The organism is Lactobacillus xylocopicola, from assembly GCF_033096005.1.
Taxonomy (GTDB): Bacteria; Bacillota; Bacilli; order Lactobacillales; family Lactobacillaceae; genus Lactobacillus; species Lactobacillus xylocopicola.
Genome location: NZ_AP026803.1, coordinates 378,528 through 393,319, shown reverse-complemented (window position 1 = coordinate 393,319; position 14,792 = coordinate 378,528). Strand labels below are relative to the sequence as shown.

7 protein-coding genes, 27 tRNA genes and 2 rRNA genes are annotated in these 14,792 nt (G+C 45.6%); all 36 read right to left on the bottom strand.

Going from position 1 to position 14,792, the window contains the following annotated elements:
• Positions 1–9: 9 nt before the first annotated feature.
• Complete coding sequence (gene rnr / locus R8389_RS02075; protein WP_317637827.1) at positions 10–2,328, bottom strand: ribonuclease R; 2,319 nt, start codon at positions 2,326–2,328, stop codon at positions 10–12.
• A gap of 70 nt (positions 2,329–2,398) precedes the next feature.
• On the bottom strand, positions 2,399–2,632 hold the full coding sequence (gene secG / locus R8389_RS02070; RefSeq protein ID WP_317637826.1) for a preprotein translocase subunit SecG: 234 nt from the start codon (positions 2,630–2,632) through the stop codon (positions 2,399–2,401).
• Between the two features lie 68 nt (positions 2,633–2,700).
• A complete protein-coding gene (locus tag R8389_RS02065) occupies positions 2,701–4,761 on the bottom strand; it encodes an LTA synthase family protein (RefSeq protein ID WP_317637825.1) in 2,061 nt (686 codons plus the stop codon).
• Between the two features lie 69 nt (positions 4,762–4,830).
• A complete protein-coding gene (locus R8389_RS02060; RefSeq protein WP_317637824.1) occupies positions 4,831–5,856 on the bottom strand; it encodes a lysylphosphatidylglycerol synthase transmembrane domain-containing protein in 1,026 nt (341 codons plus the stop codon).
• A complete protein-coding gene (locus tag R8389_RS02055; protein WP_317637823.1) occupies positions 5,856–6,899 on the bottom strand; it encodes a glycosyltransferase family 4 protein in 1,044 nt (347 codons plus the stop codon). The genes R8389_RS02060 and R8389_RS02055 overlap by 1 nt, the downstream gene beginning before the upstream one ends.
• Entirely contained in the window at positions 6,892–8,064 is a 1,173-nt protein-coding gene (locus R8389_RS02050) for a glycosyltransferase family 4 protein (RefSeq protein WP_317637822.1), read from the bottom strand. Before R8389_RS02050 ends, R8389_RS02055 begins: the two co-directional genes overlap by 8 nt.
• A 117-nt stretch (positions 8,065–8,181) precedes the next feature.
• Positions 8,182–8,266 (bottom strand) — tRNA-Leu (locus tag R8389_RS02045).
• Positions 8,267–8,305: 39 nt separating this feature from the next.
• Positions 8,306–8,376: transfer RNA gene (locus tag R8389_RS02040), tRNA-Cys, on the bottom strand.
• A 21-nt stretch (positions 8,377–8,397) separates the two neighbouring features.
• Positions 8,398–8,469, bottom strand: a tRNA-Gln gene (locus R8389_RS02035).
• A gap of 7 nt (positions 8,470–8,476) precedes the next feature.
• Positions 8,477–8,549, bottom strand: a tRNA-His gene (locus tag R8389_RS02030).
• Positions 8,550–8,560: 11 nt separating this feature from the next.
• Positions 8,561–8,631: transfer RNA gene (locus R8389_RS02025), tRNA-Trp, on the bottom strand.
• 4 nt (positions 8,632–8,635) lie between these two features.
• Positions 8,636–8,717, bottom strand: a tRNA-Tyr gene (locus R8389_RS02020).
• 7 nt (positions 8,718–8,724) lie between these two features.
• Positions 8,725–8,797: transfer RNA gene (locus R8389_RS02015), tRNA-Phe, on the bottom strand.
• 6 nt (positions 8,798–8,803) lie between these two features.
• Positions 8,804–8,877, bottom strand: a tRNA-Asp gene (locus R8389_RS02010).
• A gap of 3 nt (positions 8,878–8,880) precedes the next feature.
• A tRNA-Met gene (locus tag R8389_RS02005) sits at positions 8,881–8,954 on the bottom strand.
• Between the two features lie 10 nt (positions 8,955–8,964).
• Positions 8,965–9,051: transfer RNA gene (locus R8389_RS02000), tRNA-Ser, on the bottom strand.
• A gap of 27 nt (positions 9,052–9,078) precedes the next feature.
• Positions 9,079–9,150 (bottom strand) — tRNA-Glu (locus tag R8389_RS01995).
• 222 nt (positions 9,151–9,372) lie between these two features.
• A complete protein-coding gene (locus tag R8389_RS01990) occupies positions 9,373–9,945 on the bottom strand; it encodes a hypothetical protein (protein ID WP_317637821.1) in 573 nt (190 codons plus the stop codon).
• A gap of 260 nt (positions 9,946–10,205) precedes the next feature.
• Positions 10,206–10,295 (bottom strand) — tRNA-Ser (locus R8389_RS01985).
• Between the two features lie 5 nt (positions 10,296–10,300).
• Positions 10,301–10,374, bottom strand: a tRNA-Ile gene (locus R8389_RS01980).
• A 4-nt stretch (positions 10,375–10,378) separates the two neighbouring features.
• Positions 10,379–10,449: transfer RNA gene (locus R8389_RS01975), tRNA-Gly, on the bottom strand.
• A gap of 20 nt (positions 10,450–10,469) precedes the next feature.
• Positions 10,470–10,542: transfer RNA gene (locus R8389_RS01970), tRNA-Phe, on the bottom strand.
• Positions 10,543–10,548: 6 nt separating this feature from the next.
• Positions 10,549–10,622, bottom strand: a tRNA-Asp gene (locus R8389_RS01965).
• 3 nt (positions 10,623–10,625) lie between these two features.
• Positions 10,626–10,699, bottom strand: a tRNA-Met gene (locus R8389_RS01960).
• Between the two features lie 37 nt (positions 10,700–10,736).
• Positions 10,737–10,810, bottom strand: a tRNA-Ile gene (locus R8389_RS01955).
• Positions 10,811–10,823: 13 nt separating this feature from the next.
• A tRNA-Met gene (locus R8389_RS01950) sits at positions 10,824–10,897 on the bottom strand.
• Between the two features lie 35 nt (positions 10,898–10,932).
• A tRNA-Pro gene (locus R8389_RS01945) sits at positions 10,933–11,006 on the bottom strand.
• 4 nt (positions 11,007–11,010) lie between these two features.
• Positions 11,011–11,084, bottom strand: a tRNA-Arg gene (locus R8389_RS01940).
• Positions 11,085–11,093: 9 nt separating this feature from the next.
• Positions 11,094–11,179 (bottom strand) — tRNA-Leu (locus R8389_RS01935).
• A gap of 10 nt (positions 11,180–11,189) precedes the next feature.
• Positions 11,190–11,261: transfer RNA gene (locus R8389_RS01930), tRNA-Gly, on the bottom strand.
• Between the two features lie 12 nt (positions 11,262–11,273).
• A tRNA-Thr gene (locus R8389_RS01925) sits at positions 11,274–11,346 on the bottom strand.
• 30 nt (positions 11,347–11,376) lie between these two features.
• Positions 11,377–11,458 (bottom strand) — tRNA-Leu (locus tag R8389_RS01920).
• Between the two features lie 12 nt (positions 11,459–11,470).
• Positions 11,471–11,543, bottom strand: a tRNA-Lys gene (locus tag R8389_RS01915).
• Positions 11,544–11,547: 4 nt separating this feature from the next.
• A tRNA-Val gene (locus R8389_RS01910) sits at positions 11,548–11,620 on the bottom strand.
• 5 nt (positions 11,621–11,625) lie between these two features.
• A 5S ribosomal RNA gene (rrf, locus tag R8389_RS01905) occupies positions 11,626–11,742 on the bottom strand.
• Between the two features lie 84 nt (positions 11,743–11,826).
• Positions 11,827–14,737 (bottom strand): 23S ribosomal RNA (locus R8389_RS01900).
• Between the last annotated feature and the right edge of the window lie 55 nt (positions 14,738–14,792).

The following is a 14,792-nucleotide window of genomic DNA, read 5'->3' as shown; positions in this document are numbered from 1 at the left end:
TTTTCTAACCTAACGCTTATACTTACTGAAGTGAGGATGATTACCATTGCCCTGTCCGCCCCGGCGGTTGCCACTGCGATGATTACGGTCATTGCGCCCGCCATCATGACGCCGGCCATGATGCCCCTGCGAGTCAGCTCCTTTTTTAGGTGCATTAGGATCATAAACTTCAAAATCAAGCTGATGCTGCTCTACATTTGCAGTAGTAAGAGTGACCTTAATTGGCATCCCCACCCGATATTGTTTATGTGTCCCGCGACCCGTCAACGTCATACTCTTCTCGTTGAAGCTATAAAAGTCATCGGTTAGATTAGAGATATGAATCAGGCCCTCTACCGTATTGGGCAATTGGATAAACATCCCAAAGCTAGTAACTGATGCCACGACCGCATCAAAGTGTTCTCCCACCTGATTGGCCATGTATTCAGTCATCTTCAGGTCATTCACTTCACGCTCAGTGTCAACGGAAACACGTTCCTGGGTTGATGTTTGGTCAGCAACTTCCGGCAGCGCACTGGCGAAATGATCCTGAACCTTTTTACTTGTTCCCTGCTCACCGTACTCATGAATCATGCGGTGAACCATTAAGTCGGAATAACGTCTAATGGGAGAGGTAAAGTGAGTGTAGTATTTAGCGGCTAAGCCGAAGTGCCCCAAGGGCTCTTCAGAATAATGTGCCTGCTTTAGACTACGCAACATCATCATTTGCACAACGGCTTCTTCTGGCGTCCCCGTTGTCTTAGCAACTACCTTCTGCAAGTCAACTGGCTTAACGTGGTTGGGGTCGGCCGTGATTTGCAGACCAAAGGCACTACAGAACTCAAAGAAGTTCTTAATTCGCTCACCGTCTGGAGTCTCATGGACCCGATACAGAAACGGTACATGCTTTCGATAAAAGTCCTCCGCGACCGTCTCATTAGCCATTAACATAAAAGATTCAATCATCTTTTCAGCAATACCCCGGTTATGGAGCACAATGTCGGTCGGCTTGCCCTGGTCATCGACAACAATTTTTGCTTCTGGCTCTTCAAAGTCAATTGCCCCACGTTGGTGGCGCTTTTTATACAGGATATTGTGCAAATCAGCCATATCCTGCAGCATTGCCTGTAATTTGACATACTTCGGCGCTAATTGTTCATGATTTTCCGGATCTAAGACCTGATTAACATTATGATAGGTTAACCGGCCGTGCGACCGCATGACAGATGGATGGATCCGGTAGGCGACCCGCTCACCCGCTGGGGTGATTTCCATTTCACAAGACAAGACCAGGCGGTCTTCACCTTCGTTCAAAGAGCAAATCCCGTTGGAAAGTCGAAATGGTAGCATCGGAATTACTCGATCGACCAGGTAAGTACTGTTGCCCCGCGTAAAGGCCTCTTGGTCAAGTGGAGTTTTTTCCTTGATGTAGTGAGCAACATCAGCAATGTGAACTCCTAAATGGTAGTTTCCGTTGGCCATTTTCCAGAGAACAACGGCATCATCAAAGTCTTTGGAATCATCGCCATCAATCGTCACTGTAGCCTGATCTCTAATGTCTTCGCGGTCGCCGATTTCTGCTGGAGTTACGTGGTCCGGAATGGCATTAGCTTGCTCCATGGCTGCTTCGTCCCATTCAGTGCGGACATCGTGACTCGACACAATCGCCATAATATCCACGCCTGGCATATTTTTATTTCCAATGATTTCTGTAACCACACCGGCCATCGTATCAGGATTGTCCTTACCTGGGTAAACGGTAAGCGAAACCTTGGCAATGTCCCCTTTTTGTGGTCTTAAACCATTTTCACCGACATATACACGATAGTCCGCCAATTTTTTATTTGTACTCAAAACATAGCCAATGAAGTGACTAACCTTAACCTGGGCATCTGTCAGCGGATGAAATTCACCGACAATATCCTTCACGCCACGTTCAATAACCGCTTCGACATGACCTTCTGGACCCTTACCATTCCAAGGATTGCCTCCGGTCGTGATTTTGATTCGAACCTGGTCACCATCAAGGGCAGAACCAGTATAATCTCTGGCAATGAAGACATCATCGGCATCTTCATCTTCCAACTTAACAAAGCCAAAACCCTTGCTATTGGCCTTAAAGCACCCTGCTTCCTCAATATTCTCTTGAGCTAATTGGTAGTGCCCCTTGCCATCAGTGATGATTTTCTTTTCTTGTTCCAAAAAGGCGAGCGCTTTTACCATATCGGTAAAAGACCCAAGGCGATCTCGCCTGAGCATCCGGTCTATTTCTTCAACTTGATATTGTTTTTTGGGATTTCGACGAAAAATTTCTAAAACATTAGCTAAAATATTCTCGTTTTGGGCCATGCACTTAATCTCCGTTCCATAGTATAAATAAAAAAAGTTCCTCCATCGGTTGAGCGGGAGGAACCAGCGTCTATTTTGAAGACAAGTAAGCCAGTACAATAGCAAAAATGAAAAATAGTACCAGTAACCCTGCTGTTACCTTCTCCATAAATGCTTCAAAACCACGTTTCTTTGTCTGGCCACTAAACACTGCACCGCCAGATAGGGCATTCAGTGCATCTTGCTGCTTCTGCGGCTGCATCATTGTTGCAATTACGATTAAAACCGAAACAATAATTAGTAGCGTCATAAATAAGTTATACAATCCGCTGCCTCCAATATCCAAATACATTACTGCTAAATTTTAGCATAAAATAGTTTCTAATTCGAGTTTTATTTCTTTAACTCTGGCGCATCAGTCTTAAAGTCCTTCTGAGTTGACTTTCGGTGGTTCTTCGCCCACAAGGAATTTTTGTCCTTAGCATATAACTGGTGCAACGCCTTTTCGCTATTATAGTCATAATCCTGAGTTTTAACTTTCTTAAACCACTTTGGCTTATAAAAGCGCAGGAGGTTGCCTGCAATCACTCGGTCTGACAAAGATAGCTCGGTAGTCACCTGGTTAGATAAACCAACTAACTGGGCCCGCACTTTGGGGTTGGGGTCAACCAGCTCATCACCCGTTTTGGTATCATAATAAGTTCCGCCCACTTTAGCATACTTGGGCGTTATAAAGTCACCGTTACGCTGAGCAACAACTTGCGGTGCAGCACTGCTTAACAAGTCATGCCCAAATTGGATGGTATTTTTGTTGTTAACCCCTAGCAAGTTGAGCAGCGTAGGCAACACATCAATTTCACCACCATAGGTTTGCTTAATGCCACCTTTTAACCCCTTCATATGGAACATCAGCGGTACTCGTTGAAACTTCAAATTATCAAAATTGGTAAAGTCATCTTGCTTGAGCAGTTCTGCGCTAGCTTTGTGGTGGTTACCTGAAATGCCATAGTGGTCACCGTAAAAAACTAGCAACGTCTTTTTATCAAGCCCCGTCTTCTTCATCCAGGCAAGGAGCTCGCCCACAGCCTGATCTAAGTAACGGGCGGTCTGAACATAACCATCAACCGTCTCATCACCTGTATCTGTTGGAGCAATCGACTGATTCTTCTTATCCAACTCATACGGATAATGGTTAGTTACCGTAATCAGTTTAAGATAAAACGGCTGCGGCAAACGTTCAATGTACTTGATTGACTGGGAGAAAAAGATTTTGTCTTTTAGGCCATAACCAACATAATATTCCGGCTTGTTCTGATAATAGGACAGCGGCATGAAATACTGGTAGCCAAACTGTTTGTACGCATTATTGCGGTTCCAAAAAGAACCCGCACCACCATGCATTACCGCCGTAGTATAACCACCCTGTTGGTGCAGAATAGCCGGTGCACTTTCAAATGTGTTTGACGTTCCATAACTGGACATAGCTGAGCCAGACTGCAGGCCATAGAGGGAATTTTCCAACATCATTTCCGCATCCGAAGTCTTACCCTGTCCTACTTGATTGTAAAAGTTAGCAAAACTAAGCGTATTTCGGGAATGATAGAGCTTATTTATGTTCGGGGTAACCTCTTTGCCTTTCCACTTGTAACCAATTAAAAACTGCTGAAAACTTTCCAGGTGGATAACCATGACATTCTTGCCTTTGGCCACGCCAGTATAGTTGGAATTAGGCTTGACATAGTTGATTTTCAAATACTTTTTAACCGAATGCAGGTCAGATACGTTAGCCTTGGCCATCTGCTCACTTGTTTGAGCAGTCTTAAAACCGTCATAGACAGCGTACTCGTTGATACCCAAGTATTTGACGATATAACTATTGTCAAAAGTGCGCGTCAACAGGCCCGACCGATCTTTTTCGGCCATCAGCAAGTTAACGCCCATTAGAGCAAGCGCCAAACCTTCAACCAGTACGGTGAATTTCAGCTTTAACGGGCGCAGGTCATATTGAATTACCTTACCAACCATTAGACCAACAATGACAAGCAGATCAAGAAAGACTAGAAAATCACTGGCTTGGGTAATACCAGCAATACTCTTACCCAGATTATCGGCAGTTGAACCGGACGTCTTAATAATCGACATCGATAAAAAGTTGGAAAATTCTCGATAATACAGGATATTGGCAAACAGCCACAAACTTAAGATGATATCAATAATAACTATAATCCAATATGACTTACGTCCATTAAAGAAAAGTCCAATTCCCAACAGCAACATTGCTGCTGGCAGAGGGTTGACCAGCAACAGAAAATTCTGCATCGGCCCAACCGCTCCTAAGTTAAACTTGGTTAAGTAAATCGCATAGCTTTTGAGCCAAAAGCTTAATAAAACAATGGTAAAAAAGCCAAATTTAGTTTTGGTCAACCAATGCAGATAAGACTTGGTCCGTATCATCCTATTCTCCTCTCACTATGCTAATATCTTACCCTTAAGCTGAATAAAGCATAGTGATTTTAGTAAAAATTAATCATTTGGTGGACTAGTGATTTTCTGCGGTTTGATGATCCAACCAAAGATACCTAGAATCATGCCCATAAAGTAGGTGACAAACCGCCATAAGAACATCCCCAAAACTAGCGTACCGGACGATGAAATAAAGGTTGCAAAAAGCGTTTGAAAACTATATTCGGCGCCACCCGAGGCACCTGGGATAGGCACAATTGCCATAAACATGATAATCATGATATTCATTTGTGTGACACTTGCCCAGCTGGCCGGCACTTGCAGCGCCACGAGCACCATATAGGGAACAGAATAAAAGCATAGCAGTTGCAGTACCGTTAACAAGCTACTCAACAGCAGCTTCTTTTTTTCGCGTTTGAGTTTTTGACTTTCATGATAAAAAGTATCAATTTTTTCAAGGGTGTTTTGGCGCCAGCCTTCCACGCGCTCCGCCTTAACCAGCTTAGCTAAGATATCCATTAACCAATTTGCCGCCCGTTTGGTCCAATTGTAGGCAAACAAAATTGCCAGTAAAAAGACAATTGAACTGACATGAAGCAAAAAACCAATAGCAATAAAAATCGCCAGACCGGAAAACCTAGTAGCAACTAGGTGAAAACCTGTAATAATTGTTACCACATAGCTTAAAAAAACCACAATCTGATAAATAATAAATTTCATTAGCAGCAGTGACGTTGCACGACCACCTTCAACCCCCATTTGGACCATTGCTGCCAGCTGCGAGGGCTGACCACCAGTTGACATTGGGGTAATAGCATTGAACAAGGCCTGAATTAGTGGTATCCGCACAAAGGACCACTTTGAACGTTTCGGTTCATCCTTGCGTTGAGCTAAGACAGCCAAGATGCTTGCTTCAAATAAGTATGACAACAACATCAATGCAAAAACCAGTACCAGAGCGACTGGATTAATACTTTGGGCAGCTTTAAGTAATTGGGTAACCGGTGTGCCCTTCAATTCAGCGTACAGAACTCCCCCACTGATTAATAAGACAACAGCAATTCCCCATAAATGTTTCTTGTTCATTAGTGAATTTGTCCTAATTCTCGACCAATTTCATATTGTTCATGGTAGAAGTCATTCCAGATCTGAGCCAGATTGTCTTCAGAATACTTTTCACTGGCCAGATTTGACAGGCGACTGTATTTATTAAGCAAAGCCTGGTCATTGGCTACTTGGCGCAATTGCTCATTCAGCGCTTCAAAGTTGCTGCCCTTCAAATAATAACCGCTGATAATTGCCTGATATAAGTCAAGATCACGGAGTAAGACCGGCGTACCACAACTAAAAGCCTCCAAAACTGACATCGGAAAGAGTTCATCATAGGATGGCAGAACAAACAAGTCGGCAATGTTAAGGTAATTCACTAATTCTGGTCTGGCAATAATACCAGTAAATTTCAGGTTTTGCGGTGGATTATCAACTAGTTCCTTAAAGTGGGAATAGCCGTCCGTAATTTTACCAAAGGAAAAACCACCAGCCCAGATAAATTGCATGTCTGGATTGGCTCTAGCAAGCTTCGCAAAATCGTCAACACCCTTGCGCGCTTGCACCTGGCCGTCCCCAAAGACCACAAACTTATCCAGGGGAATACCTAACTGGTGCCGAAAAGCATTCTTTTGCTCAAGACGCTTCGGATAAAATTCATCCTTGGCTACAAAATTGGGAATATACTTAACCTGGTCGCGCTTAATCCCATACTTAACCAAATGGTCAATGAAAATTGGATTGACTACAACTATTTGGTCCATCCGTTTATAAAAATCAATAACATACTTGTAGAAGACTTTTTTGGCAATTGGTGGCAACTTAACTGAACCTTCAAGCGTTTCCGGCAAAAAGTGCACATAACCAATTTTACGACCACGGGCTGGTGAGAAGCTATTAGCAAAATAAGTCGGATTAACCGTGTGGTAATGGGTCAGATCGCTTGCGCCGTACTTGTTGTTGGTTATATAAAACTCATCGACTAAGTGCGTTCTCAGCAAGTTAATCAGTTCCTGATAGGCCGAGCCAACCCCCTGGCCTTCAACGGAATCTGCTTGGGAAAACATATTGATTCTAATCATTTGTATCCTCTTTAGGGTCTTCTTGGTAGTTTGCAATTACTTCTTCGTAGAATTGATGAACTTTTTCACCAAAGCGCTCGGCAGAAATCTGCTTTAGCTTGGCTTCGAGTTTTTCGGCAGGAATAGCCGTCTTTTCTTCTTTCAAATAGAATAAGATTTCATCCCGCATATCACTTGGACGTGTAAAAACTTGTCCAAAAGCCAAGTCATCAAAAATCTGTTCAGTATAGTCGGTATCGTATACCACACATTTTGTCCCGGCTGCAAGAGCTTCAATATAAGTCAAGCCCTGCGTTTCAGTATCACTCGCCGAAACAAAAAGATCAGCCATTTGGTAGAAAGAGCCAACATCACTATGTGGCACATCACCAGCAAAAATTACGTTGTCCTCAAGCGTCAATCGCTCAACTTGGTCTTGCAATACCTCAACGTCGGGACCACCACCAGCAATCACCAGCTGGGCGCGCGGAAATTCATCAACAACTTCCGTCATCACATTTAAGATCCGGTCAATCTTTTTTTCACCAGCAATGCGACTAAGGGTTAAGAGTACCGGAACATCCGGCTCAATTCCAAGTTCCCGACGAACATCATGCGTTGCCGGCTGATTAAAGCTCTTAACGTCCACACCAGTCGGGATCACCTCCATTGGGATAGATATCTTGTAGCGCTTCAAAAGCTTTTCTACGCGCATGCTAGGTGCAATCACGCCATCCATATTTTTAAGGAAGACACTGGTAAACTGTTTAACATGGTATGGCCGCAAAAGGTGACCATTCAGCACATAATGCAAGTAATCTTCATACATTGTATGGTAGGTATGAATTGCGGGAATCTTTAACTGGTGCGCCACATATTTGCCAATCATTCCGAGGGCAAATTCAGTCTGCGTGTGAACCACATCAAGATTCACTTCCCGCGCTACTTTAGTTGCCTCAAAGAAACCCCTATAGGCAATGCGACGGTCAGTAAACGAAATAAACGGCATACTACTGAAGCGAAAAACATTGGCCTCTACGGTGCCCTTGGCAACGTGCGGATCAGTTGTTGTAAAAACAAATACGTTATGTCCCTGCTCCTCAAGTGCCTCTTTAAGTGTCTTAACCGAAGACGCTACGCCACTGATTTGCGGAAAATATGTATCGGTAAAAATACCAATATTCATTAAGCTACCTCCATCTAAAGGTATTATAAAGATTCCGCTTTACTTGTGCAATTTTTAAAAAGAAAAAGCCGGAATTTGCTAAACAAAAACAGCTCCCGTTGGAGAGCTGTTAGACAATAGCGGTGATCGGGGTCGAACCGATACGTCCTAAACGGACACCAGATTTTGAGTCTGGCGCGTCTGCCAATTCCGCCACACCGCCATATTTTTTAAATCAATAGTTCAATGAGTGAACCATTAAAGGCGGAGATCGGATTTGAACCGACGATTAAGGTTTTGCAGACCTCTGCCTTACCACTTGGCTACACCGCCATTGAATATTCTATTAATAGATTGGGATAGCTGGATTCGAACCAGCGCATAATAGAGTCAAAGTCTAGTGCCTTACCACTTGGCTATATCCCAATGCTAGGGCGGAATATGGGATTCGAACCCATGTATGCCGGATCCACAAACCGGTGTGTTAACCCCTTCACCAATTCCGCCATGAGGTAAACAGGGATAGTAGGAATTGAACCCACACTAGCGGTTTTGGAGACCGATGTACTACCTTTATACTATATCCCTATTATGGAGGAGGGTGGATTCGAACCGCCGAACTCAGAGAGAGCGGTTTTACAGACCGCCGCGTTTAGCCACTTCGCTACTCCTCCAGGCTGATGGCGCGGGACGGAATCGAACCGCCGACACAAGGAGCTTCAATCCTTTGCTCTACCGACTGAGCTACCGAGCCATCCTACGGTCCATATCGGATTTGAACCGATGATCTCCTCCGTGACAGGGAGGCGAGATAAACCACTGCTCCAATGGACCATATTGCGGGAGGTGGATTTGAACCACCGGCCTTCGGGTTATGAGCCCGACGAGCTACCAGACTGCTCCATCCCGCGATATTATTAAAGGAGGATGTGGGATTTGAACCCACGCACGGCAAAACCGTCTAACGGTTTTCAAAACCGTCCCCTTAAGCCACTTGGGTAATCCTCCAAAATGTAAATATACCAAAACTGGTAATGACCCGTACGGGATTTGAACCCATGTTACCGCCGTGAAAGGGCGATGTCTTAACCACTTGACCAACGGGTCGACATTATCGGCTTGACGTCATTCAGACGCTTAATTATCTTACCGAATTTGTGATTGAAAGTCAATAACTTTTCATCAGCCAGTTACGCTTAACTAGCTGAATCACAACGCTACTTATAATACAGGATTATCAAGCAGCTTGCAAGACTTTTACGTAAAAAATCACTTTTCTATCTTTAAAAAACTAAAACTTACAAAATAAGGGCTTAAAAATCACGCTAACTACCCTTCCGCAACTATAGTTGGAAACCCATCTCTAGCCCACAGCCAAACTGGGGTCTGAAAGTCTATCGGGTTATCTCCAACGTTTTTGAGCAAATCAGACCAAGCCTTGATCACAATATCTTGAACCTGACTACTGGTCAACTGCTCCTTATTAATTAAGCCTAATTTTTTACTTGCTTTAATGATATGAGTATCAGCTGCTATCTCAATTTTACTCACGTTTTTAAGCTTAACCTTCACATATTGGTTCAATAAAAACAACCAGTAGTTACATAATTTCTTTTCAGAAAGATAAGAAAAATAACCCTTGACTTCAACCTGCATGTAGTGACGGATTTTAACCACATCATTATCAAAGCTTTCAATAAAGGTCAACACGCTTCCGCCAAATTCTTGCTCTAATGTCTGACACAGTCTCAACCAAATATCTGTCTGCTTGTTTTTTTTAACCGCGAGGCGATACCTTACCAGCGCCTCTTGAACCTCCTGATAGCTAGCCTGACAGACACTTTCTGGCGAAAAAACAAAATTCGTTTGATCGTCAACATACGTCTTTTTGCGTTTTCCCAAAGGCTATAGGAATTTCTCTGATAATTAAGTGCTGTGGGCAAGGTAAAGTATAAAGCATTTTCTGCGGAAAAAGGAAGCAAATTGGGATTAGCATCTTCTGGCAATTTTTTATTGCCCAAAAGACCGTTTTCATACATTGCAGCAATCATTTCTATATTAGTTATAATACTATTCGCCAATTCTTCTGTCTCTTCCCCTTTCTGTTCCTACAACTTTACTGTAAAAAAAATTCCTAACGTCAAACGTTAGGAATTTCAATACGGAGACTGAGAGATTTGAACTCTCGCACCGGAATAACCCGATCTACACCCTTAGCAGGGGCGCCTCTTCAGCCACTTGAGTAAGTCTCCATAAATGGGCCTAAATGGACTTGAACCATCGACCTCACGCTTATCAGGCGTGCGCTCTAACCAGCTGAGCTATAGGCCCCAAAAGCGGGTAACGAGAATCGGACTCGCGACTAAAGCTTGGAAGGCTTTCGTTTTACCACTAAACTATACCCGCAAAAAGTAATATTAAAATAATGGCGCGGGACGGAATCGAACCGCCGACACAAGGAGCTTCAATCCTTTGCTCTACCGACTGAGCTACCGAGCCATCCTACGGTCCATATCGGATTTGAACCGATGATCTCCTCCGTGACAGGGAGGCGAGATAAACCACTGCTCCAATGGACCATATTGCGGGAGGTGGATTTGAACCACCGGCCTTCGGGTTATGAGCCCGACGAGCTACCAGACTGCTCCATCCCGCGATATTATTAAGTAAAAGTACAAACTCCATATCTATTATGGACCTTGTAGGACTCGAACCTACGACAGGACGGTTATGAGCCGTCTGCTCTAACCAACTGAGCTAAAGGTCCAAGCTCTAGCAAATAGCGGCGGGGGGGATCGAACCCTCGACCTCCCGGGTATGAACCGGACGCTCTAGCCAGCTGAGCTACACCGCCAACAAATTATGTAACCGATAAAATCAAGATTACAATCGGGAAGACAGGATTCGAACCTGCGACCCCCTGGTCCCAAACCAGGTGCTCTACCAAACTGAGCCACTTCCCGCAAATGCACCCTGAAGGATTTGAACCTTCAACCTTCTGATTCGTAGTCAGACACTCTATCCAGTTGCGCTAAGGGTGCATCATTAAGTGCCGAGGACCGGAGTCGAACCGGTACGATTGAAACCAATCGCGGGATTTTAAGTCCCGTGCGTCTGCCAATTCCGCCACCCCGGCAAGTAATGAAAGCGGAAGACGGGATTCGAACCCGCGACCCCCACCATGGCAAGGTGATGTTCTACCACTGAACTACTTCCGCATAAATATGAAATGCCGATTATACGATTTGAACGTACGACCCCCTGTTTACAAGACAGATGCTCTACCAACTGAGCTAAATCGGCATAATGTAAATATGGTACAATACTGGCGAATACGGGTGGTGGGACTTGAACCCACACGTCCGAAAACACTAGAACCTAAATCTAGCGCGTCTGCCAATTCCGCCACACCCGCAAAATGGGGCCATGAGTCGTGACGGGCTTGAACCGTCGACCCTCTGATTAAAAGTCAGATGCTCTACCGACTGAGCTAACGACTCGGTATGGAGGATACAGGGCTCGAACCTGTGACCTCCTGCTTGTAAGGCAGATGCTCTCCCAGCTGAGCTAATCCTCCATAAAGCACGGCAGCGTCCTACCCTCGCAGGCAGTCTCCCACCAACTACGCTCGGCGTTAAGAAGCTTAACTGCTGTGTTCGGCATGGTTACAGGTGTTTCCTTCTTGCTCTTGCCACCGTACTTTTCTCTTTTTGAGTTTTTACACTCAAAACTAAATATAATCCTTCGAAATTTACCTTCCGCAATCTTTAGCTTGCACTCACTTTGGTCAAGTCCTCGACTGATTAGTACTAGTCCGCTCCAAACCTCACGGCTCTTCCACTCCTAGCCTATCTACCTCATCGTCTTTGAGGTGTCTTACTACTTTCGTATGGGAAATCTCATCTTGAGGGGGGTTTCGCACTTAGATGCTTTCAGCGCTTATCCCTTCCATACGTAGCTACCCAGCTATGCCCTTGGCAGAACAACTGGTACACCAGCGGTATGTCCATCCCGGTCCTCTCGTACTAAGGACAGCTCCTCTCAAATTTCCAACGCCCACGACGGATAGGGACCGAACTGTCTCACGACGTTCTGAACCCAGCTCGCGTGCCGCTTTAATGGGCGAACAGCCCAACCCTTGGGACCTACTTCAGCCCCAGGATGCGACGAGCCGACATCGAGGTGCCAAACCTCCCCGTCGATGTGAACTCTTGGGGGAGATAAGCCTGTTATCCCCAGGGTAGCTTTTATCCGTTGAGTGATGGCCCTTCCATGCGGTACCACCAGATCACTAAGCCCGACTTTCGTCCCTGCTCGAGTTGTCGCTCTCGCAGTCAAGCTCCCTTATACCTTTACACTCTGTGAATGATTTCCAACCATTCTGAGGGAACCTTTGGGCGCCTCCGTTACTCTTTAGGAGGCGACCGCCCCAGTCAAACTGCCCATCTGACACTGTCCCATGCCTCGCTTAGAGGCCCTGGTTAGAGCAGCCATCAAACAAGGGTAGTATCCCAACATTGCCTCTGATAATACTGGCGTACTATCTTCTCTGGCTCCTACCTATCCTGTACATGTTTAACAGCTACTCAATATCAAATTGCAGTGAAGCTCCATGGGGTCTTTCCGTCCTGTCGCGGGTAACCCGCATCTTCACGGGTATTATAATTTCACCGAGTCTCTCGTTGAGACAGTGCCCAAATCATTACACCTTTCGTGCAGGTCGGAACTTACCCGACAAGGAATTTCGCTACCTTAGGACCGTTATAGTTACGGCCGCCGTTTACTGGGGCTTCAGTTCAAAGCTTCGCTTGCGCTAACCTCTCTCCTTAACCTTCCAGCACCGGGCAGGTGTCAGCCCCTATACGTCGTCTTTCGACTTTGCAGAGACCTGTGTTTTTGATAAACAGTTGTTTGGGCCTATTCACTGCGGCTGGCTCTTACACCAGCACCCCTTCTCCCGAAGTTACGGGGCTATTTTGCCGAGTTCCTTAACGAGAGTTCTCTCGCTCACCTTAGTGTTCTCCACTCGACTACCTGTGTCGGTTTGCGGTACGGGTACGTTAGCTCTCACTAGAAGCTTTTCTTGGCAGTGTGACTCTAGAACCTTCGCTACTTTAATTTCGCTCCTCATCACGACTTGTGCTTTCTGGAAAAAAGCATTTGACTCTTCTCCACACTTATCGTTTAAACATGGGCTTCCAGCGCCATGCGTTCTTTGCCTCCTGCGTCCCTCCTTCGTTTTTAACGATCTAACGCAGTACAGGAATTTCTACCTGTTGTCCATCGACTACGCCTTTCGGCCTTGCCTTAGGTCCCGACTTACCCTGGGCGGACGAGCCTGCCCCAGGAAACCTTAGTCTTTCGGCGGATAGGATTCTCACCTATCTTGCGCTACTCATACCGGCATTCTCACTTCTAAGCGCTCCACTTATCCTCTCGGTTAAGCTTCTCCGCGCTTAGAACGCTCTCCTACCACGTGTATTACTACACATCCACAGTTTCGGTACTATGCTTAGCCCCGGTAAATTTTCGGCGCAAAGTCACTCGACTAGTGAGCTATTACGCACTCTTTTAATGATGGCTGCTTCTGAGCCAACATCCTAGTTGTCTACGCAACTCCACATCCTTTTCCACTTAGCATAGATTTTGGGACCTTAACTGGTGATCTGGGCTGTTTCCCTTTCGACTACGGATCTTATCACTCGCAGTCTGACTCCAGTGCTTTGATCCATGGAATTCGCAGTTTATCTGAATTCAGTAACCCTTGATGGGCCCTTCGTCCAAACAGAGCTCTACCTCCATGATCATCCTCGCACCAGGCTAGCCCTAAAGCTATTTCGGAGAGAACCAGCTATCTCCAAGTTCGTTTGGAATTTCACCGCTACCCACAACTCATCCCCGCAATTTTTAACTTACGTGGGTTCGGTCCTCCAGTGCGCTTTACCGCACCTTCAACCTGGTCATGGGTAGGTCACTTGGTTTCGGGTCTACATCAACTAACTCGCTCGCCCTCTTCAGACTCGCTTTCGCTCCGGCTCCGTCCTTTCTGGACTTAACCTCGCTAATTAACGTAACTCGCCGGTTCATTCTACAAAAGGCACGCCATTACCCCTTAACGGGCTCTGACTACTTGTAGGCACACGGTTTCAGGTTCTCTTTCACTCCCCTTCCGGGGTTCTTTTCACCTTTCCCTCACGGTACTGGTTCACTATCGGTCACATGCTAGTATTTAGCCTTGCGAGATGGTCCTCGCTGCTTCAATCGGAATTTCTCGTGTTCCGACCTACTCAGGATCCTGCTCGGCGCGCTTGCAATTTCGCTTACGGGGCTCTCACCCTCTCTGGCTTACCTTCCCAGGTAATTCTGCTATCACTTACGCTACCTGCTTGCAGTCCTACAACCCCACATGATAAATCATCTGGTTTGGGCTCTTTCCGTTTCGCTCGCCGCTACTTGGGAAATCGATTTTTCTTTCTCTTCCTGCAGCTACTTAGATGTTTCAGTTCACTGCGTCTCGCCCTAATAAGCTATTGATTCACTTATTAGTAATGCATCTTCATGCATTGGGTTCCCCCATTCGGATATCTCCGGTTCATCGCTTACTTACTGCTCCCCGAAGCCTTTCGTGGTTCGTCACGTCCTTCTTCGCCTGCTTGTGCCTAGGCATCCACCGTGCGCCCTTCTTTACTTGACCTTACTTCTAAGATCTTACTCTTCTCGGTCGCTCGTGCAATCTGTTCTCTTTTGAT

What these genes read in the sequence shown, in the direction of transcription:
- rnr (WP_317637827.1), bottom strand. Translation starts at nt 2,328, where the DNA reads ATGGCCCAAAACGAGAATATTTTAGCTAATGTTTTAGAAATTTTTCGT.
- R8389_RS02055 (WP_317637823.1), bottom strand. Translation starts at nt 6,899, where the DNA reads ATGATTAGAATCAATATGTTTTCCCAAGCAGATTCCGTTGAAGGCCAG.
- R8389_RS02065 (WP_317637825.1), bottom strand. Translation starts at nt 4,761, where the DNA reads ATGATACGGACCAAGTCTTATCTGCATTGGTTGACCAAAACTAAATTT.
- R8389_RS02060 (WP_317637824.1), bottom strand. Translation starts at nt 5,856, where the DNA reads ATGAACAAGAAACATTTATGGGGAATTGCTGTTGTCTTATTAATCAGT.
- R8389_RS02050 (WP_317637822.1), bottom strand. Translation starts at nt 8,064, where the DNA reads ATGAATATTGGTATTTTTACCGATACATATTTTCCGCAAATCAGTGGC.